The organism is Candidatus Palauibacter soopunensis, from assembly GCF_947581735.1.
Classification (GTDB): Bacteria; Gemmatimonadota; Gemmatimonadetes; order Palauibacterales; family Palauibacteraceae; genus Palauibacter; species Palauibacter soopunensis.
On the sequence record NZ_CANPVT010000007.1, the window covers coordinates 39320 to 57956 of the forward strand.

The 18637-nt window shown below is 68.8% G+C and carries 14 protein-coding genes; 5 read left to right on the forward strand and 9 right to left on the reverse strand.

The window, feature by feature from the left end:
* Window positions 1-8: 8 nt before the first annotated feature.
* The 5 genes from RN901_RS03430 to RN901_RS03450 all read right to left on the reverse strand — a co-directional run bounded on the left by RN901_RS03430 (window position 9) and on the right by RN901_RS03450 (window position 7300).
* Entirely contained in the window at window positions 9-1475 is a 1467-nt protein-coding gene (locus RN901_RS03430) for a hypothetical protein (protein WP_310755960.1), read from the reverse strand.
* Window positions 1476-1594: 119 nt separating this feature from the next.
* On the reverse strand, window positions 1595-3358 hold the full coding sequence (locus RN901_RS03435) for a sodium:solute symporter family protein (RefSeq protein WP_310755962.1): 1764 nt from the start codon (window positions 3356-3358) through the stop codon (window positions 1595-1597).
* Between the two features lie 43 nt (window positions 3359-3401).
* Entirely contained in the window at window positions 3402-4751 is a 1350-nt protein-coding gene (locus RN901_RS03440) for a Gfo/Idh/MocA family oxidoreductase (protein ID WP_310755964.1), read from the reverse strand.
* 90 nt (window positions 4752-4841) lie between these two features.
* Window positions 4842-5582 carry a gluconate 2-dehydrogenase subunit 3 family protein gene (locus RN901_RS03445; RefSeq protein WP_310755966.1) on the reverse strand — a complete coding sequence of 247 codons (741 nt, stop codon included), beginning with the start codon at window positions 5580-5582 and terminating at the stop codon, window positions 4842-4844.
* The gene (locus RN901_RS03450; RefSeq protein ID WP_345782348.1) at window positions 5582-7300 is read right to left on the reverse strand and encodes a GMC family oxidoreductase; all 1719 of its coding nucleotides are present in this window, start codon (window positions 7298-7300) and stop codon (window positions 5582-5584) included. Before RN901_RS03450 ends, RN901_RS03445 begins: the two co-directional genes overlap by 1 nt.
* A 221-nt stretch (window positions 7301-7521) precedes the next feature.
* Between RN901_RS03450 and RN901_RS03455 the strand changes: the two genes are divergently transcribed.
* From RN901_RS03455 to RN901_RS03465, 3 genes are read left to right on the forward strand one after another with little or no spacing between them, the layout of a single operon-like run.
* On the forward strand, window positions 7522-8871 hold the full coding sequence (locus RN901_RS03455; RefSeq protein ID WP_310755970.1) for a transporter: 1350 nt from the start codon (window positions 7522-7524) through the stop codon (window positions 8869-8871).
* A 23-nt stretch (window positions 8872-8894) separates the two neighbouring features.
* Window positions 8895-10106, forward strand: a complete 1212-nt coding sequence (locus RN901_RS03460) for a P1 family peptidase (protein ID WP_310755971.1) — start codon at window positions 8895-8897, stop codon at window positions 10104-10106.
* Window positions 10106-10975 carry a TVP38/TMEM64 family protein gene (locus RN901_RS03465; protein WP_310755973.1) on the forward strand — a complete coding sequence of 290 codons (870 nt, stop codon included), beginning with the start codon at window positions 10106-10108 and terminating at the stop codon, window positions 10973-10975. The genes RN901_RS03460 and RN901_RS03465 overlap by 1 nt, the downstream gene beginning before the upstream one ends.
* Before the next feature lie 75 nt (window positions 10976-11050).
* Here RN901_RS03465 and RN901_RS03470 read toward each other — a convergent pair whose 3' ends face one another.
* Complete coding sequence (locus tag RN901_RS03470) at window positions 11051-12193, reverse strand: TonB-dependent receptor (protein ID WP_310755975.1); 1143 nt, start codon at window positions 12191-12193, stop codon at window positions 11051-11053.
* Between the two features lie 268 nt (window positions 12194-12461).
* Here RN901_RS03470 and RN901_RS03475 point away from each other — a divergent pair, with 268 nt between their 5' ends.
* Together RN901_RS03475 and RN901_RS03480 are read left to right on the forward strand one after the other, a co-directional pair.
* Window positions 12462-12767 (forward strand): HU family DNA-binding protein, encoded by a 306-nt coding sequence (locus tag RN901_RS03475; RefSeq protein ID WP_310755977.1) that lies wholly within the window; start codon window positions 12462-12464, stop codon window positions 12765-12767.
* 396 nt (window positions 12768-13163) lie between these two features.
* Window positions 13164-14615 carry a hypothetical protein gene (locus RN901_RS03480; protein WP_310755979.1) on the forward strand — a complete coding sequence of 484 codons (1452 nt, stop codon included), beginning with the start codon at window positions 13164-13166 and terminating at the stop codon, window positions 14613-14615.
* A gap of 1025 nt (window positions 14616-15640) precedes the next feature.
* Here RN901_RS03480 and RN901_RS03485 read toward each other — a convergent pair.
* The 3 genes from RN901_RS03485 to RN901_RS03495 form a co-directional block, all read right to left on the reverse strand.
* Window positions 15641-16150, reverse strand: coding sequence for a hypothetical protein (locus RN901_RS03485; RefSeq protein WP_310755981.1), 510 nt, complete (start codon window positions 16148-16150; stop codon window positions 15641-15643).
* A 284-nt stretch (window positions 16151-16434) separates the two neighbouring features.
* On the reverse strand, window positions 16435-17601 hold the full coding sequence (locus RN901_RS03490; RefSeq protein ID WP_310755983.1) for a tyrosine-type recombinase/integrase: 1167 nt from the start codon (window positions 17599-17601) through the stop codon (window positions 16435-16437).
* A gap of 133 nt (window positions 17602-17734) precedes the next feature.
* Entirely contained in the window at window positions 17735-18637 is a 903-nt protein-coding gene (locus RN901_RS03495; protein WP_310755985.1) for a TonB-dependent receptor plug domain-containing protein, read from the reverse strand.

Consider the following 18637-nt stretch of genomic DNA (forward strand, 5'->3'; position numbering starts at 1 on the left):
GCCGAAGGTCAGCGAATCGGGATGCGCACCCAGAACTGGTGGGTGAGCACCCTGGCGTCCGCCAGCGTCAACGGCCCCTCGGGGGCGACGACGAATTCACCGCCTCCGCTGTCCGGGCTGTTCGCGGCGAACTCGCTCGCCACGCCCGGCTGGCCGGTGCCCGTCGTGAGGCGCACGCCGTAGTGCAGGTCCGCGGTCCCCAGCCGGAAGACGGCGGCCGCCGCGGGCGTCCATTCGATCCACGACTCGTCCTGCGTCCTGAACGCGTCCTCGACGTTGTTCGTCTGCTCGAGCGTGTAGTCGTACGACCGGCCCTCGAGACCCATCCGCAGTCCCACCTTCTCGAACTCGTGCGCGACGCCCACGCGCAGCCGAAGGTTCAGGAAGGAGAAACGATTCTCGATCGTCTTGCCGCCCGCGGGTATCGTGCCGCCGTTCGCCGTTTCCGTGGCTTCCTCCGCCTCCTGCCACGTGTCGCTCCAAATCGGCTGGAGCGCGACATCCAGACCTGCCGTCGTGCGGTTGAGCGAGCGCGCGACGCCGAGCCCGAGTTCCCACGCGAGGCTGTTTCCCGGATCCCGGGGGATGTTCTGAATGTTGTAGTTGGGGATCTTGGGGTGTGACTTCCGGTTGGCCGTCATGGAAGCGCCGATGCGCCAGCCGGGTGCGCTCAAACGGCGATCCCATGCGAGCTGCAGCCCCCAGGTTCGCGTCCGATCCAGATTCGTATCGGTGGTCAGCGACACCACGCGCTCGGGAGGGACGAACAAATTCGGCTGCACCCACGATACGTCTGCGTACGTCACGTCGTGGGTCATCGAGACCGCGTTGTGGACGAGAACCGCGGAAGCGCGGTCGCGGCCCGACTCGCGGTAGGCTCCGAGCCTCACGTCGCGCACGGACCCCGACTGGTCGATCCGATCTGCACCCGCGTAGAGCCGATCCACGCCACCCATGGCCTGGAGGTTGGCAACGCTCGCGCCGATTCCGACGGACCATGCACCGGATCCGAGCCTGCGGCCCACAAAGCCCCCTGCATACAGGTTGCGCGTCGAGACATCGGACAGCCGGTCGGCCGTCCAGAAACGGCGGTCGCCATCGGCGTCGATGTCCTGCATCGCGGCCGTAACGCCCCCGAACCAGTTCTCACCCCTGATCAGTCCCGTGATGGGGAACGTCAACCCGGCTCCGCCCCCGTCGGAGATCCCGTAGTAGGCGGGAGCACTCAGGAGCGAAGATTCGGACAAAAGCGCGCCCTTCGCCGGGTTCGACCAGCCGTCGGCGATGGAGTCGTCCACCGCATACGTGAGGCCCGCGATCCCGAAGTTCGCCGAGGGCGTGGTCAGAAACTGGTCGCCGGTGGCCACCGGCACTGTGCGGATCTGAATGAGTTGCGCCGCGGCCTCTCCGGCAAAAGCCGGGCCGGCCGCCAGGAGGGCCGCCGCGACGACGCGCCCGAGTCCGTGATTCAGCATCCTTGCCTCCCGCGATTCCTCGTCTGCACCTGCATCAAGGACGAGCGAGGTGCGCCTCTCGTGACGCACGGCGGCGGCGGCGAGGGAAAGCGGCAGGCTCCGGTGTCAGCCGGATTCGGTCAGTCGAAGCCCACCCGGGGGAGCGCCCGAAACAGCCCGACGGCGGCGGCGACGGCCACGAGTCCGAACCCGACCGCGGCGGCCGGCTTCCCGTACAGGCCCATCCCCGTGCCGAAGAGCACGGCGTACACGGTCACACAGCCGAGGCCCCACGCGGCGAGACCCGCGGCCAGGCTCCCGGGCGCGTCCGGCTGCGTGTTCACGGCCCTCCGCCACCCGGGGGCGAAGGGGCGGATGCGATCGTAGAAGCCCTGCAGCGTCGCCGTGTCCGTGGGTCGGGTGAGGAACGTCACGAGGAGCCACACGGCCGTCGTCAGCCCGACACCCAGCAGCAGGCTGACCGCCGGGTCGAGCGCCGGCAGCCCCACGCGCTCGTGGAGGAGCGGGAACCAGAGCGCCACGGTCGCCGAGGCCGCCATGCCCGAGATCTCCGACCACGCGTTCACCCGCCACCAGAACCAGCGCAGGAGGAAGATCAGACCGCTCCCCGCGTGCAGCAGCAGGATGAGTTCGAACGCCTGTTTCGCGCTGTCGAGGAAGAGCGCGAGGGCGGCGGAGAGGACGATCAGCAGCCCGGTGGACATCCGCGCCACGCGCACGTAGTGGGCCTCGTCCCGGTCCGGGGCCACGAAACGGCGATAGAAGTCGTCGACGACATAGGACGACCCCCAGTTCAGGTGCGTGGAGATGGTGGACATGTAGGCGGCCGCGAGCGAAGCGACGACGAGTCCCAGGAGTCCGTGCGGCAGGAAGACGAGCATCGCCGGGTAGGCGAGGTCGTGCCCCAGAATGCTCGGATCGAGGTCGGGGAATGCCGCTCCGATGGAGTCGAGCGTGGGATAGACCGCGATCGAGGCGAGGGCGACGAGAATCCAGGGCCACGGCCGCAGCGAGTAGTGCGCGATGTTGAACCACAACGTGGCGCGCATGGAGTCGCGCTCGTTCCGCGCCGCGAGCATCCGCTGTGCCGCGTACCCTCCTCCGCCCGGCTCCGCGCCGGGATACCAGCTCGCCCACCACTGCACCGCGATCGGGATGACGAACACCATCGCCGCCGTCCGCCAGTCCGAGAAGTCGGGCAGCAGCGAGAGGTTCTGCGAGATCTCCGGGTGCGTGACGAGTCCGGCCAGGCCCCCGACCTCCGGCTGCGCGAGCGCGTACGACGCCGCCGCGACGGCCCCGATCATGGCGATCGCGAACAGGAGGAGATCGGTGACGACCACGCCCCAGAGCCCGGACGTGGCCGAGTACAGCGCCGCCACCGTGCCCGCGACGAGCACCGTCGTGTACTTGTCCGCCCCGAGCAGGACCCCCGAGATCTTGATCGCGGCGAGCGTGACCGTGGCCATGATGACGACGTTGAAGAAGACGCCCAGATAGAGGGCCCGGAAGCCCCGGAGGAAGGTCGCCGCGCGCCCCGAATAGCGGAGTTCGTAGAAGCCGATGTCGGTGAATACGCCGGAACGCCGCCACAGCTTCGCGTAGAAGAACGTCGTGCACATCGCCGTGATGAGGAAGGCCCACCAGCCCCAGTTCCGGCTCACGCCGCCGTTGCGGACGAGGTCCGTGACGAGGTTCGGGGTATCGGTGGAGAAGGTCGTCGCGACCATCGACGTCCCCAGCAGCCACCAGGGGAGCTTCCGTCCCGCAAGGAAGAACTCGTTCGTGCCGGAGCCGGCGCGTCGGGCGAACCACAGCCCCACGCCGAGGGCCACGGTCCCGTACGCGGCCAGGACGATCCAGTCGAGGCCGTTCAGTTGCACGGAGTCACCGGCCGACGTTCGTCAGCGGTCGGGCAGCGGGCCGCTACCACCCCCAGCCCGAACGGTAGTCGGCTTTCACGAAGCGTTCGGGGATCGAGACGCCGTTCAGGATTTCGCCCGTAGCCGGATCGAGCCGCACTTCCCGGCCGCTTCGCACCGAGAGGTTGCCGAGGAGCACCATCTCCGTCAGCGGTCCCGCGTGTTCGACAAAGTTGGAACCGGCGGGCGGCCCGTCCTTGCAGGCGCCGGCGAACTCCGCGTACACGCCGTCCGTGCGCGGGTACTTTGCCGGCGGCGGGTCGGCCCGGATCTCCGCGTCCCGTTCGGCGTCGAGCAGCCGGGGGTTCTCGCCGTAGATCCCCGCGAACATCTTGCCGTCGGTCCCGATCCACAGCTGCCCGCTCGACTCGAAGGGCCAGCGCGCGTCGTCCGGCACTTCCTCGGGCCGCGGCGGCGAGAGGTTGCCGTCGCGCCATACGACCTTCACGGCCGGCCGATCCCCGCGGGCCGGGAAGTCGTACTCGATGCGTGAAGCCGCGGGCGCCGTCTCCGGGAACAGCGTCGTCGATTCCGCCGAAATCCGCTCCGGCGTGCCGAGGTCGAAGGTCCAGAAGGCGGCGTCCATCGCGTGGCACCCGATGTCGCCCAGGGCGCCCGTCCCGAAGTCCCACCAGCCGCGCCAGTTGAAGGGGGCGTAGGCCGGGTGGTAGGGGCGGTCGGCCGCGGGGCCGAGCCACAGGTCCCACTCCAGCCAGGGCGGGGCGTGGTGCGCCTCGGTCGGCCGCAGGATCGCCTGCGGCCAGATGGGGCGGTTCGTCCAGTACTCCACGCGCCGGATCTCGCCGATGGCTCCGGATTCGTACCACTCGCGAATCTCCCGCGTCCCGTCCTGGGCGTGACCCTGGTTCCCCATCTGCGTGGCGACGCCCGCCGCCTCCGCGGCGGTGACGAGTTGGCGAACCTCCCAGATCGTGGTCGCGAGCGGCTTCTGGATGCGCGTGGGCTTGCCGAGCGAAAGGGACATCATGCCGGCCGCGGTGTGCGTGTGGTCCGGCGTGGAGATGAGGACGGCGTCGATGTTGTCGGCCTCCTCCGAGAGCATCGCGCGGAAGTCGCGGTAACGCTTGGCGCGCGGGAAGGCGCTCCAGGAGCCGGCCGCCTGGCGCTCGTCCACGTCGCAGAGGGCGTAGATGTTCTCGCCGACGCCCGCCATGCCGCGCACATCGCCGCCTCCCATGCCGCCGACTCCGACGTGGGCCACGTTCAGGGTGTCGCTGGGAGCGCGGTGCCTGGGACCACCGAGCACATGCGCGGGCACGATCGTCAATCCGAGGCCGGCGGCGCCGGAGGCCCGAACGAAATTGCGCCGGGAGAAGTTGTTGTTCAGCGTCATGCTGCGCCTCACTCCGGGACAGGTCTGCGAAGGAAACCCCGCCTGCATGGTCTCGCGCCGACGGCGTCCAGGCCAGACCCAGGCGTTCGACTAGGCCAGACCCAGGCGTTCGCGAACCTCGGGGGGCGGGCCGTCGAAGCGGGGCATGGGGCGGTTCCCCACGAAGCCGAGATCGGCCATCCCCTCCACCGTCGTCCAGAACGCGGTCGACGTGAGATCCCGCACGCGGTCGAAGAAGCGTGCGGCGACCCTGTACTCCGGGGCCGCATTCTCCGCCCAGCAGATGTCGTCGCAGATCGCGTGCTTCTGCTCCAGCGTCAGATCGGTGAAGCGACGCCCGAAACGCTCGGTAGACTCGATGTCCAACCACACGAGCCCGCCGCGCACGAGCGTCAGATCCTCCCGGTTGCCGTCGTAGGGCGCGCTCACCCACTCGTCGATGAAGGCGTGCGCGCCGAGAGCCGCCGCACCGGGGGAATGCTCATCCTCGGGGATGATGACATCGCACAGGGCGGCGAGGGTGACGAGTTCGTCCTCGGTCAGCACGAGATCCCACCACACGACGGGCGAAACGAGGTCCGGGTCCGTCGGCGTCCCGGCGGCCCGGGGGTTGCCGCCGCTCGTGGCGCCGGAGAAGGCGGTGGGGTCGGTCGGGTTCTCGCTACCGGCCGGTCCGGGCTCGGACTCGTCCATACACGCCGCCGTGGAGAGCGCGGCTGCACCGGCGGCCCCGGCCGCGAGCACCTGCAGCGCCCGGCGGCGGGTCAGTCCCTCGGTCGCCTCCGGTTCCCGTTCGAGGTCCCGTGCACGTTCGCGTTCGTGGTCGGACATCAGAGAGCCCCCTGACGGAGCTGGTCCACGAGATACTCCGACGACCGCCATGCGATCGCCATGATGGAGAGCGTCGGGTTCTTGTCCGCGTTGGAGACGAACGGCCCGCCATCCATCACGAACAGATTCGGCACCTCCCAGGACTGACAGTACTGGTTGAGCACCGAGTTCTCCGGCCGGTCTCCCATCCGCACTCCGCCCACCTCGTGGATGATCTGGCCGGGCGCCAGGATCGCGCGCTCGCCGTCCGTCTGAACCGTCGAAAGCACGCGCCCGCCCATCTCCCCGATGATCCCGGCGAACGTCTGCTGCATGTGGAGGGCCTGGTTGAGTTCGTGGTCCGACCACTTCCAGTGGAACCTGAGCACGGGGATGCCCCACTGATCGACGACCTCGGGATCGATCTCGCAGTAGCAGTCCTCGTTGGGGATCATCTCGCCGCGGCCGTCGAAGTACATGAACGAACCGTAGTAGCGGCGGCATTCCTCCTTGAAGCGCCGTCCGTAGGCCCCCTGTGTGAGCGGCTCGATGCCGCTGAAGGCGCCGTAGCCCGGCATCCGCTGCCCGCCCCCGAACTCGATGTGGTAGCCGCGGGCGAAGTCGAGGCGTCCCGCCGCCTGGTCGCCGTACAGCCACCATGGCATGTACATGTGCATCGCCGAAGCCCCCTCCTCGGCGTGCCGCGGCAGGTACTCGAGGGCGGGAATCTGGCCGGACACGCCGGCGCCCACCGTGTCCATGATGTACTTGCCGACGAGGCCGCTCCCGTTGGCGAGGCCATCGGGGAAGAGCGAACCGCGGGAGTTGAGGAGGATGCGGGCCGACTCGAGGGCGCTTGCGGCGAGGATGACGACCGGGGCCGCGGCATGGCGGTCGGCGCGCGCCTTCTTGTCGACGTAGTGTACGCCGGTGGCCCGCCCCCGCTCGTCGATCGTCACCTCGCGCACCATGGCGTCCGTGATCGTCGTGAGGTTGCCGGTCGCCTGCGCCGGCGGCAGGCAGACGGTCGTCGACTGGAAGTTCGCCTTGATCGAGCAGCCCCGCCCGCACGGCGTCGCCCAGTAGCAGGGTGCGCGGCCCCGCATGGCGTCGCGCGTCACCTGCCGGGCCAGCGCGTTGCCCGGCCACAGCATCCGCGACAGGCCTTCGGCGTCCTGCGCCTCGGTGAGGATCGCGAGGTGCGCGGGCACGACCGGGATCCCGAGACCCTCGCACGACTTCTTCGCGAGCAGTTCGTAAGCGCGCGGCGCGGGCGGCGGCTGGAGGATCCCATCGGAGGAGTCGGGCGTGTTCTCGAGTCCCTCACTCGAACCGTAGATGCCGACGAACGCTTCGGTGCGGTCGTACCACGGCGCGAGGTCGTCGTACGTCAGCGGCCAGTCGAACCCCAGCCCGTCCCGGCTGTAGGGCTTGAAGTCGTAGGGGCCCATGCGGAGAGAGATCCGGCCCCAGTGGTTCGTCCGCCCCCCGAGCATGCGCGACCGCCACCACATGAAGTTGACCCCTTCGGCGCTCGTGTAGGGTTCCCCGGGAACGCGCCAGCCCCCGTCCACCGTCGCGTCGTAGAAGCCGAACGGCTTGTCGGCGGTCCCCGCGGCCCGGAGCGGCGCGTCGGCGGGGAGCTGGAACATCGGGGTCTCGGACACCGGATCGTAGTCTCGCCCCGCTTCGAGAAGCAGGACCCGGACGCCGTGACAGGCGAGCACATAGGCGGCCATCCCGCCCCCCGCGCCGGAGCCGACGATGATGACGTCGTGGGTATCCTGGCTGCGCCGGCGTAACGCGGGTGCGGAGCCGGCTGTTGTCAGACGCGGGCGTGACGAAGGCATGGCCCGAGGATGAGCGCGGAGGGCGCCGGAGGTCAACGGGTCACCTTGCCGCGTCCGACCGCTGCGCGAACCTTCAGCGCCACCGGAGCGGAAACTCGATGGGAGGCGAGATGCACAGACGAGCCGTCGCGGGGCTCATGGTCATGGTGGCGCTGGCGGCCGCGACCGGCCGGCCGGCCGCGGCACAGTCGCTCACGGACCTCGTGTCGGAACTGTTCGTGTTCGGGCAGTGCGGGGTGCCTCTGTGCCTCGATCCGGACTTCGACGAGACCGGGGTTTTCAGCACGGAGCACGGCCGGCACTACCTGCGCGAACGGGTCCCGCGGAACGACGCGCTCATCCTCTCCTTCCAGGGGCGGATCGCCGGCGTGGTCGGCAGCCTTCCTCCGACCGCGATGGCCGGCGGCCGCATCTGGTCGGACGGAGAGCGGAGTGCGTCGTTCGGGCCGATTTTCGCGGAGCGGGCCGAAACCCTCGGGATGGGGCGTTTCTTCCTCGGCCTCGAAGCGACCGCGTTCCAGGTCACGAACTTCAGCGGCGTGCCCACCGACAATCTCGTGCTGAACTTCTTCCACGAGGATTCGGACGTGGCCCTGGGCCCGGATCCGGGACTCGGTCTGCCCTTTTTCGAGCGGGACGTGCTCCGGGTGCGGACGAATCTCGACCTCGACTACACGGTTGCCACGGCGGTGCTGAGCGCCGGCCTGGCGTCCTTCCTCGACGTGGGATTCTCCGTGCCGGTCGTGCGGGCCAGTCTGAGAGGGACGGCACACGCCCAGATTCTGTCGCTCGGCAATTCGCTCGCGCACCGTTTCGGCGGCACGCCCGCCGCGCCGGTCCTCCAGGCGAGCAACTCCGTGAGCGGGTCGGCGACGGGAATCGGCGACATCTCCGCCCGGGTGAAGGTCAACCTCATGGGGGGTACGACCGTGGGCCGCGCGCCGCCGCCCCTGGGCATGGCGCTCCTGGCGGACGTCACCTTCCCCACGGGCCAGGAGGAAGATCTGCTCGGACTCGGCGAAGGCCGCGGCCGTGCGCTGGCGATTCTCTCCCTCAATCGGGGACGATTCTCGCCCCACCTGAACGCCGGGTATCTCCTGCGCGAAGGCAACCTGCGCGACAGGAACTTCGACCGGGACGCGGTGCTCGCGACGGTGGGATTCGATGCCCACGCGTCCGACGCCGTCACGGTGGCCGCCGACCTCATCACTCGCTGGGAACTGGCGGATCCGGAGCATCCGATGCCGGGTCCCGTCACGTTCGTCGGCACCCCGGCTCTCACGGTCGAGTCGTCATCCCTCCCCAACGTCGGTCACCACTTCATCGACCTCGCGGTCGGGCTCAAGTACATGCTCGGCCGAGACATGATTCTCGTCACGAACGCTTTGCTCCCGATCCAGGCGGCCGGTCTGCGGCCGGACGTCCTGTGGACGCTGGGGATCCAGGGCACGTTCAGATAACAGTCCCTCGCGTGGAGGTGTCGATGTTCTTTTTGCCACGAACGGGATCGACCCGCCGGCGCCCGGCCGCGCCGCTGCTGGCCGCCGCCGGACTGCTGGCCGCCGCCGCCCTCGACGCCCAGGCCCCGCCGCGGGCGCGGGATCTCGGGATCCCGTTCCCGGGGGAGCCGGGAGCCTGGAACGCGATTACGGATGTGGCCGGCATCCGGGTCGGACATGCGACGATCATCGAAGGGGAGGGGGCGCTCGTCGTCGGGGAGGGCCCCGTGCGCACGGGCGTGACGGCCGTGCTCCCGCGTACGGACAGCTACGAACCCGTCTTCGCCGGGTGGTACTCGCTGAACGGGAACGGCGAAATGACGGGGACGACCTGGGTCGAGGAATCGGGCTTCCTCGAGGGTCCCGTGATGATCACCAACACCCACAGCGTGGGGGATGTCCACCAGGCGGTCATCGAGTGGTCGCGGGACGCGGAGGCGAACCACCCCATCGCGCCGGGCATCTGGTGGAGCCTGCCCGTCGTGGCGGAGACCTGGGATGGGCGGCTCAACGACATCAATGGGTTCCACGTCGGCAGGGAACACGTGTTCGCATCGATCGAGAGTGCCGCCTCGGGTCCCGTCACCGAGGGATCGGTCGGCGGCGGGACCGGCATGGTCTGCAATTCGTTCAAGGGCGGGATCGGAACCTCGTCCCGGCTCGTGGGCGACTACACCGTCGGCGTGCTCGTGCAGTGCAACTACGGGCGCCGGCCGGAGTTGCTGATCGCGGGCGTGCCGGTGGGGCAGGAACTCCTCGGCTGGACGCCGCCCGGCGGCGCGGACGGATCGGCGGACGCGGGCGAATTCGACGGTCTCGGGTCGATCATCGTCGTCGTCGCGACGGACGCCCCGCTGCTGCCGCACCAGCTCAAGCGGCTGGCCCGCCGGGCTCCGATCGGGATCGGTCGGATGGGCGGGTACGGGATGAACGGTTCCGGCGACATCTTCATCGCATTCTCGACGGCGAACAGCGGGGCGTGGAGCCGCGGGGAGAACACGACCGTCGAGATGATATCGAACGACGCCATTTCGCCGCTGTTGCTCGCGACCGCCCAGGCCACCGAGGAGGCGATCACGAACGCGATGGTTGCGGGTCGGACCATGGTGGGGCGCGACGGGAACACGGTGCCCGGACTCCCGCATGACGAAGTGCGGCGCATCCTCGCGGCGCACAATCGACTGGAGAGGCCGTAGTGGTTCCCGGACCGGGGCGAAACAAGCGACGGGGTTCGGCGGCCGCCTGGATCGCGCTCCTTCTGACGGTGCTCGTACCGGGGTCGGTGGAGTGCGCGGTCGATGCCCCGTCGGCCCGCGCGGGTCCGGAGTTCGGCCTCCCCGCGCTCGTGGCGGCTTCGCCGGTTCCCGGACAGGCCGCGCAGGCATCCGAGTCCGCGTCGGAGTCCGCAGCGGAGGAGGAACTGGGCTTTCTCGCGCGACTCGTCACCTGGCTGCGCGAGACCACCGCCGAGCTGGGGTGGCTGGGACCCTTCTTTTTCGGACTCTTCTACGCTCTCGCGGTGGTGCTCTTCGTGCCGGGTTCGGCGCTGACGATCGCGGGAGGCGTCACGTTCGGCCTCGCGCTCGGCACCCTCACCGTGTTCGTGGGCGCGAACATCGGGGCCGCGCTCGCCTTCCTCATCGCCCGCTACGTGCTGCGCGACCGCGTCGAGAAGCTCCTCGCCAACCGTCCGGCGCTGCGCGCCATCGACCGCGCGGTGGAGACCCAGGGGTGGCGCATCGTCTTCCTCACCCGCCTCTCCCCGGTGTTTCCGTTCAGCGCGCAGAACTACTTCTACGGCCTCACCGGCGTGACTTTCACCCAGTACGTGGCGGCCTCGCTCGTGGGGATGTTTCCGGGCACGCTCCTGTACGTGTACATCGGCGCAGCCGGAGCGGAAGTCGCCGAGGCGTCCGGCGGCGCGGCCAACTGGGGGCAGACCGCGCTGCTCGTGGCGGGCCTCGTCGCGACGGCCGCCGTGGTCGTCCTGGTCACGCGCGTGGCCCGGCGCGAACTGCAGAAAGCGCTGGCCGAGGTGGAAGACTCTCCCGGCGCGTCGGCGTGATTTTGTGACGCGGCGGGCCCCGCGGCATCCTCCGCCGCGGGCCCCCGGGAATCCGCGCCCGTGGCGAGTTGCCGGTCAGGAACCCCCGCCGAGGATGACACGACCGCCTACGTACAGTCCGCGACCCGGCGCCGTGAAGCCCCAGATCTCCTCGTAGGCCGAGTCGAGGAGGTTCTCCGCGCGCACCGTGAGCGTGAATCCCGGACCTCCGCCACGCCCGGCGATGTCGAAGCTGGCCGAGAGATCGAGCACCGTGTACGCGGGAAGCGTCACGGGCTCGGCCGGGAAGGAGGAGAAATCGCGATCCTCCCGTTCTCCCGTGCGCCGCAGGCTCACGTCCAGCCCCACCCGCGACGAAACCGGATAGAAGGCGGACGCCGCCATGGCGTGCTTCGGCCGCCGTAACAGCGCAGAGCCTTCCACGAACGTGGCGCCGGGTCCCTCGTCGAAGCCGGCGTCCTGCACCTCGGTGTCGAGGTACGTCCAACTGCCGGTGAGCCGTAGCGGGCGGGCCTCCACGGACGCCTCCGCCTCGAGCCCCCGGCTCCGGGCCTTCGCGACGTTGAAGAAGTTGGGGTCGCCCTCGGCGGGCGGAGAGCCGGTGTACTGGATCAAATCCCGGTAATTCTGGCTGAAACCGGTCAGCGAGAGCTTCAGCGAGCCGCCGAGGTCCTGGTCGATCCCCCCCTCGAAGCTCGTGGAGCGTTCCGGCGTGAGGTCGGGGTTTCCCGTAACAAAGCCCGTGGCGAAGGTCTCGAAGAACGTCGGTTCCTTGATTCCGGTGCCGGCCGAGACGCGGAGGCGCGTCCCCCACGCGTCGGCGCGCCACGCCGCTCCCGTCCGCCAGGTGCCCGCCGTCCCGAACCGCTCGTCGTCCTCGGCCCTGACGCCCGCGTTGAGCGCCAGCGCGTCGCGGACCCACGAGAACTGCGCGTGGGCGGCGCGGTTCCGCCAGTCGTCCTCGGAGTCGCCGGAACTCTCCCCGAACTGGGAGAAGGACCGATTGAAGCCGCGGACGGACTGCCGCTCTTCCTCGTACCCGGCCGTGACCGCCATCCCCTCGGAGAGGCGCCACACGGCGCGGCCGCCGGCGGTGACGCGCCGGGTGTCGGTGAGGCTCTTGAACCCGAAGAAGCCCAGGCTGTCGGCGGGGCTGTCGGGCCCGTCGTCCGTTCCGCGGTCCGCTTCCCAGTCCGATGGCGTTAGGTGGCGTAACATGATATAATACAACATGTTATGATCGCGTTCAGTGGCCGCTGATCACCCCTGCAATCACCCTTTCCACGCCGGGTAGCGGAATCCATGGACCGCCGCCGATCCCCCGTTTCCCGTTCCGTCGTCCCGTGAAACCCTGTCTCATCCGATAAGGTCTCTCTCGAAGGACGCGGTTCGGCTCGTGGCGATGCGGAGTTGACGCGGAGGCCACCTCCTCAAGCTATCATAACAGGGAGGAGGACATGGCCACACCGCGGGCGAGGAGAACAGAATGACGAAAGCCGATCTCGTTGAGCAGGCCGCCGATGCGCTCCGAGGGCGAGTCACCAAGCGGGATTGCGCCTTGGTGGTGGATGCCTTCCTCGACGCCGTGAAGGACACGCTGGTGGGTGGCGACAACATCGAGATCCGGGGCTTCGGCACCTTCAAGGTGCGGCACCGCAAGGCACGCACGGCCCGCAACCCCAGAACGGGCGAGGCGGTGGCGGTTCCACCGCGTGTTGCGCCGGTCTTCAAGCCATCGAATCACTTCAGCAGCCGGGTGGGCCGTGGCGCTGGCGGATCAGGTACGGAGTAGCCCCACGGGTCGCCGGCGAGCCGTTGCTTTGCGTCCGGAGGGCTACGAAGCGGCCCTCCGGTTTCTCCGCCGTCGAGACGGCGTTGCCGCTGGCTTGGCCCACGCTTCGGTGGTCAAGCCAGCGTACCCTCCGTATTACACGGCGGGCTGGCGAGGGGCTTACCCCTTCGATCCCACAACGCCCGCGCTGTCGCTTGGGAGTGCGCGGGCCGCAGTCGACCCAGCGCGCCTCTCGGGCCGGCGAGATGGTCTGTTCGGGGGTGAACGCGCAGACCCGCGAAGCGCGATTGCACGCCCGAATGGCGCCACACCTTGCGCAACCCTGAGCCCGTAGGGAATGTCTTTCCAAGTGATGTTTCTTGGGCTTCCGCCTCATTCGGTTCAGGAGTGCCCCACATGACCGCGCCCCACCGCACGCTCGCCACGCTCGTGGCCTTGGTCGCCATAGCGTGCGACATCACCGACGTTGCGGCACCCTCACAGGACAACCCGGACGCCCCGCTGTCGCTGATGCCCGAGGATCGGGCGCAAGGTCTGGCCGACCAACTGAACGCCTTGGGAACGGTTCGGCTTCGGGAACGTTTCCTGCGGTTTGTTTTGACGCCGAACGAGGTCCAGGACATGCTGGTTGCCCGCTACGGGCAGCCCGGACCTTGGTACGAGGACCGGGAACGCGACGAGGAGCGACGAGGCGAAGAGAACCGGGAAGGCGAAACGGCACCGGCAATCGCTCGAATCGTCCCTCAGGCCATCGTGGAGAGCGATTCCCCCCGCGAGGCGGACTTGGTGCTCGCCGACGAGCCGCTGGTGCGTGTGGGTTTGCTCGACGGCCCCGACGAATACCTGTTCAGCAACATAGAAGGCGGCGTCCGGCTGGAGGACGGCAGCATCGTCGTGGCGGACGAGCAGAGCTACGAGATCCGGATGTTCGACGCTCGTGGCCGCCATGTGTGGACAAGCGGACGGCAAGGTCAGGGACCGGGCGAGTACGGAGGAGTCCGGTTGCTTCGGGGCTGTCCGGGAACAGCGATCACGGTGTTCGACTGGCATCTGGACCGCGTCACGAGGCTGGACCGGGACGGCCACGTGATCGACACACGGGCGCTTGCCGGGACCGGAGTGCAACCGTACGGCAGCCCCACCTGCTCGCCCGACGGCGATCTGGTCTTCGTTGGGTGGCCGGACAGCGAGTGGGATGTGCTCCAGAGGGCGGCGGTGGGTGAGACCTATCGTTGGGAGATGGCGGTGAGTTGGGAACGGGACGACGGCGTGGTCACGCTGGCCGAGGGGATCCCCGGAACGGAGCGCTTCAGATATGGTGGCGGGTCCGGCCCAATGACTTGGGGGCGGAGCTTGGCCTTCGCGGCCACGGGCACCGGCGTGTGGTACGGGTCGGCCGACGACTACGAACTCGAACACGTCGACTGGACCGGCCGAGTGACGCGTATCGCGCGGTGGACGGGGCCGGATCTCGAGGTCACCGGCGAGCACTTGGCCCGGTATTTGGAGGCCCGTCGGGCTCGGTACGACACGCCCGCGGCGCGTCGGCGCTTCGAGCGGCAGCGCTGGCCCGAGATTCGGGACGACCTGCCGGAGCGCCTCCCCGCTTACGAAAGGGATGGCCTCCTAGTGCTGCCGGACGGCAGTGTATGGGTCTCCGTGTTCCGCTGGGCGACGCCGCAGCGGGAACTCCACCTCTTGGACCCGGGTGGCCTCTGGGTTCGTCGGGTCACCATCCCGGCTCGCTCGACCCTCCTCGACGCGGGTGTCGACTGGGTGCTCCTGCTTGAACGCGGCGAATTCGATGAACAACGCGTGGCCGTCTACGAGCTGGTGGAGGGCTCTTGACCGGCGGACGCGGGTCCGTGAAAGCGCCGGGACCTGAGCGATCGAGAATCGGCCTTCCCGCGATTGCTCGCCAATGGGCTGACAGCTCGGTTGCGCCGGAGGCCTTGAATCGGGGCTGTCCAAGACAATCCTGCCCGCGATTCAGGCGGCACTACAAACGGGGGGTCTAGGGGGGCGGAGCCTCCCCTCGCCAGCCGCGACGTTCAACGTCGCGTCGGCTGGCTCAGGATCAGTAACAGGTCCTGAGCCAGCCGACGAACGCCGCCGAAAACGCCCCTTCGGGCACCGCCCGGAACCCCGCTGTCGCGGGCAAGCTCCCCGGCCTCTTGGCCGCCGACCTCCAACCGGGCCGAACTCCTCTAGGCACGGGTGCCCACTCCCACAAAACTTCGAGTCGTATTCCGCTCGACACCGGAAGGGTTCCGGCCGCCCTGACGGCCCACCCGATCGCCCCTACCACCAGACCCGGAGTGACCATCCGTTCGCGAGCGGATTCGTGAGCACGTCCGGGGAGTCCCGGAGCATCCACGCGGGGAGTTCGTCCCTCTCGAACGTCCACACCGGACCCGAGCACCGGACCGCATGGCGCGGAGGATCGTTCGACCACCCGCACCCGTCGAGGGCATACACCTCAACACGTTTTGCGAAGGAATCCGCGTTCGGCCATCCATCCCATAGCCGGACCATCACCGCAAACGGAAAGCCGCTTTCTCGATGGACAGAGACAGCCGCACGCATGAGCGCTTCGACTACACGCGCAGGCTCCGTCTCGGGAGTCGTCACTTCCGCCATCACGCGGTGGTCACGGGGCGGGAAGGACAGCGGTTCCGATATGACGTGGACCTCGAACCGGGCCGACCCCGCCGCCCGTTCCTCCGCTGTAAGCGCGAACCCTGAGGGCTCGGATTCCGGGGGAGCTTCTGATTTCGGGGGGGAGCAGCCGATTAGGACCCCGGCGCTGACTACCAAAACCATCGACAGCCCGACGAGCAACCGCCCGGCCGGCTCGGCCACGGCCCCCCGTCTCATTTCGCGACGTACTTCGGTTGAAGTAGGCATATGGCGCAGTGCTCCGCACGGATTGCCGTGTTCTTGGGGTCCGGGTTGTCTTGGGGGGCCGCCACCCACCGCACCGTCATTTTGTGGATGCGCTCGAAGGCCTTGTTGAGCGTTCCGATGTCCTCCTTCTTCGGCCACCAAGGGGATTCGCGGGCGGGTTTGGGGGCGTGGCCGTTGTTGTCTTCCACGAGAACATGGAACAACAGGTTTCGGGCGTCACGCACGCTCTTGGGGGGCGGATTCTCCACGGTCCAGGGGCCTTCCTTCGGATGGATCCGGGTGGGGTAGACCTGCGTGTGCAAGCGCCCCCTGATGCCGCTAGAGCCCGTTGCGCTCCCGATGTACAATCGACGGCCACCCTCGCTGAACATGTAGATGCCGTGTTTCTTGGGAATCTTGAGAGCGTCCCAGTCCCGCACCGGATACTCCTCCGCGTCGTTCAGCGCGTTGGCCATCTTCTTAGCGTCGTGCAGCATGGGTTCCTCTTCTCAGGGTTACTCCGGTCTCCCTCCGCTCACTGCGCGGGGTCGCCAGCGAACCGGGACATGTTCCGCCGATCGACCACGCCTATTCCTCCGATACAGGCGAACACCGAAACCTGCCGCTGGTCAAGCGGTTTCGCCCTACCCTGACCCCTCGTGGACCGGCGATCATGCGTCAGAGGCGCTCCTGCGGCCCGTAGATCCCCCGAAATGCACCTCGGATCCCCGGAAACGGCCTCTGGCCCGTCGTGGAGGGTGGATGGGACCCGAAGGCCGTATCAGGCTCCGTTGTCCGTTCCCCGGTCCGCCAGATACTCCGCCCACTGCTCCATGAGGACGCAGCGGCGCTCGAAGAGGTCGGAGCGGGCATACGCCGCCTCCGCCTTGTCCCGGACCGCGTGCGCGAGCGCGGCCTCCATGACCGCGTGGGGCGCGTCGGTGCGCTCCGCCGCCCAGTCCCGGAAGCTCGAACGGAACCCGTGCGGCACGGCCCCGATGCGAAGCGTCTTCAGCAACCCGCTGAAGTCCATGCTCGTCAGCGTGAGCCCCCTCGCCGACGGAAACACCCACTCCGAGCGGCGGGCGTGCGCATTCGCCTCGGCCAGAACCTCGACCGCCCTCCCCGACAGCGGCACCCGGTGCTCCCGGCGGCTCTTCATCCGCTCCGCCGGAATCGTCCACTCCCCGCCTTGGGTGTCGATCTCGTCCCACCGCGCTCCCCGCACTTCGCCCGACCGGCAGGCCGTCAGGACGAGGAACTCGATGCCCAGCTTGACCGAGAGCCGCGCGTCGGACCGGCGCACGGTCGCGACCGCGCCCGCGACCTCCTCGTAGGGCAGAGCCTTGTAGTGCTTCTGGATGCGGGGCGGCTTGGGCAGCGCCGCCCCGATGGCGTCGCCCGCCGGGTTGTCCACCCGGTAGCCCTGCGCGATCGCCCACCGCATCACCGTCGAGATCCGCTGCCGCACCCGCTTGGCCGTCTGGTACTTGTCGTTCCAGATCGGCATGAGCACGCCCATCACGTCCGCAGACCTGATCCGGTCCACCCGCTTGCCACCGATACCGGGATATGCGTAGGTCCGAAGCGTCGCGATCCACTGGCCCGCGTGCCTCTCGGTCCAGTTCGCGCGGTGCATCGCGAACACCTTGGCGGCCGCCTGCTCGAACGTCGGCACCGAACTGCGCCGCTTCGTCCTCGGATCTTCGCCCGCCCGGGCCACCTTGCGGTTGGCCAGGGCCGCGTCCCGCGCCTCGGCCAGCGTCACGAGGCGGAGCGGACCGAGCCCCAGCTCCCTGCGCTTGCCGTGGATGAACAGCCGCTGGATCCACTGCTTGTAGCCGGACGGCTTGACGCGCAGCACGAGGCCGTGCTCGTCCCAGTACAGGCCCGGTTCGTGAACGCTCCGCACGAAGGCGGCGGTGAGTTTCCTGCCGTGTTTGCCCATCTGGTCACCCTTTCGTGGTCACCCCGCCGATCACCCTTTCCGTACTGGAACACGGTGAACATCCTGACACGGCAGTATAACATAAGTCACTCACATACAACAACTTCACTCTCACTACTGGACTTCCTCGAACCTAGCTGGACGGCGCGATATAGGATTCCCAGACGCTGAGGAACAGCCGCGTCTCGACCGCATCCGTCCAGCGCCGGCCCGCGTCGATGTTGACGGTGAGCGCGTCGCCGAAGGAATACGCGTTGCGGTCGACGACGTTTCCCGACCCGTCCGTCGGATAGTGGAAGCGCGAGTCGTTGTAACGGATGGCGAAGGTCGCGTCGGTGTCCGCGTCCAGGTTCGCCTGCACGCGCCCCGTTGCCGTCGTCTGCCGGTGCTCGTTGTTGAAGGCGAGGATCCCATCCGTCGCGCTCCCGCCGAGCGAGAAGGCATAGGAGAGTCCGCCGCCGCCTCCCGAAAGGTCGCCCTGCCAGCGCGTCGTCCCGAAGCTTCCGGTCTGGAACGAGACGCTGCCCCGAGGCGGTCCCGCCCCGCGGCGCGTGAAGATCTGGATGACCCCGCTCACGGCGTCGGAGCCGTACAGCGCCGAAGCCGGCCCGCGTACGATCTCGATGCGCTCCACGTTGTCGGTGGTCAGCGATGCGAAGTCGTAGGATCCCCCCGGCTCGTTCACGCGTACGCCGTCGACGAGTACGTGGACGTAGTCCGACTCGCCCCCGCGCAGGAACACGGAGGTGATGGCGCCGAAGGATCCGTTGCGGGCGACCGCCAGGCCGGCGACGTGCCGGAGCGCGTCGGACACGAACTCGATCCCGGCACGCTCCAGTTCCTCGCCCTCGATGACCGTCGTGTTGGCGGCCACCGTCCACTCGGGTTCGGCCCAGCGGTGGGCCGTGACGACGAGTCCCTCGAGGCTGATCGGTTCCTGCGCCCGAAGCGGGGACGCGGCGAGAGCGGCGCAGGCCGCCGCGGCCACGGCGAGTGCGTGAAGGGGGCGCCCGCGCGCCGGATTCACATGTCTCAT

Excerpts from the sequence above, each read along its gene's own strand:
- RN901_RS03440 (WP_310755964.1), bottom strand. The coding sequence starts at position 4,751 with ATGACGCTGAACAACAACTTCTCCCGGCGCAATTTCGTTCGGGCCTCC.
- RN901_RS03430 (WP_310755960.1), bottom strand. The coding sequence starts at position 1,475 with ATGCTGAATCACGGACTCGGGCGCGTCGTCGCGGCGGCCCTCCTGGCG.
- RN901_RS03480 (WP_310755979.1), top strand. The coding sequence starts at position 13,164 with ATGACCGCGCCCCACCGCACGCTCGCCACGCTCGTGGCCTTGGTCGCC.
- RN901_RS03455 (WP_310755970.1), top strand. The coding sequence starts at position 7,522 with ATGCACAGACGAGCCGTCGCGGGGCTCATGGTCATGGTGGCGCTGGCG.
- RN901_RS03495 (WP_310755985.1), bottom strand. The coding sequence starts at position 18,637 with ATGAGACATGTGAATCCGGCGCGCGGGCGCCCCCTTCACGCACTCGCC.
- RN901_RS03470 (WP_310755975.1), bottom strand. The coding sequence starts at position 12,193 with ATGTTACGCCACCTAACGCCATCGGACTGGGAAGCGGACCGCGGAACG.
- RN901_RS03485 (WP_310755981.1), bottom strand. The coding sequence starts at position 16,150 with ATGCTGCACGACGCTAAGAAGATGGCCAACGCGCTGAACGACGCGGAG.
- RN901_RS03490 (WP_310755983.1), bottom strand. The coding sequence starts at position 17,601 with ATGGGCAAACACGGCAGGAAACTCACCGCCGCCTTCGTGCGGAGCGTT.
- RN901_RS03445 (WP_310755966.1), bottom strand. The coding sequence starts at position 5,582 with ATGTCCGACCACGAACGCGAACGTGCACGGGACCTCGAACGGGAACCG.
- RN901_RS03450 (WP_345782348.1), bottom strand. The coding sequence starts at position 7,300 with ATGGCCGCCTATGTGCTCGCCTGTCACGGCGTCCGGGTCCTGCTTCTC.
- RN901_RS03460 (WP_310755971.1), top strand. The coding sequence starts at position 8,895 with ATGTTCTTTTTGCCACGAACGGGATCGACCCGCCGGCGCCCGGCCGCG.
- RN901_RS03475 (WP_310755977.1), top strand. The coding sequence starts at position 12,462 with ATGACGAAAGCCGATCTCGTTGAGCAGGCCGCCGATGCGCTCCGAGGG.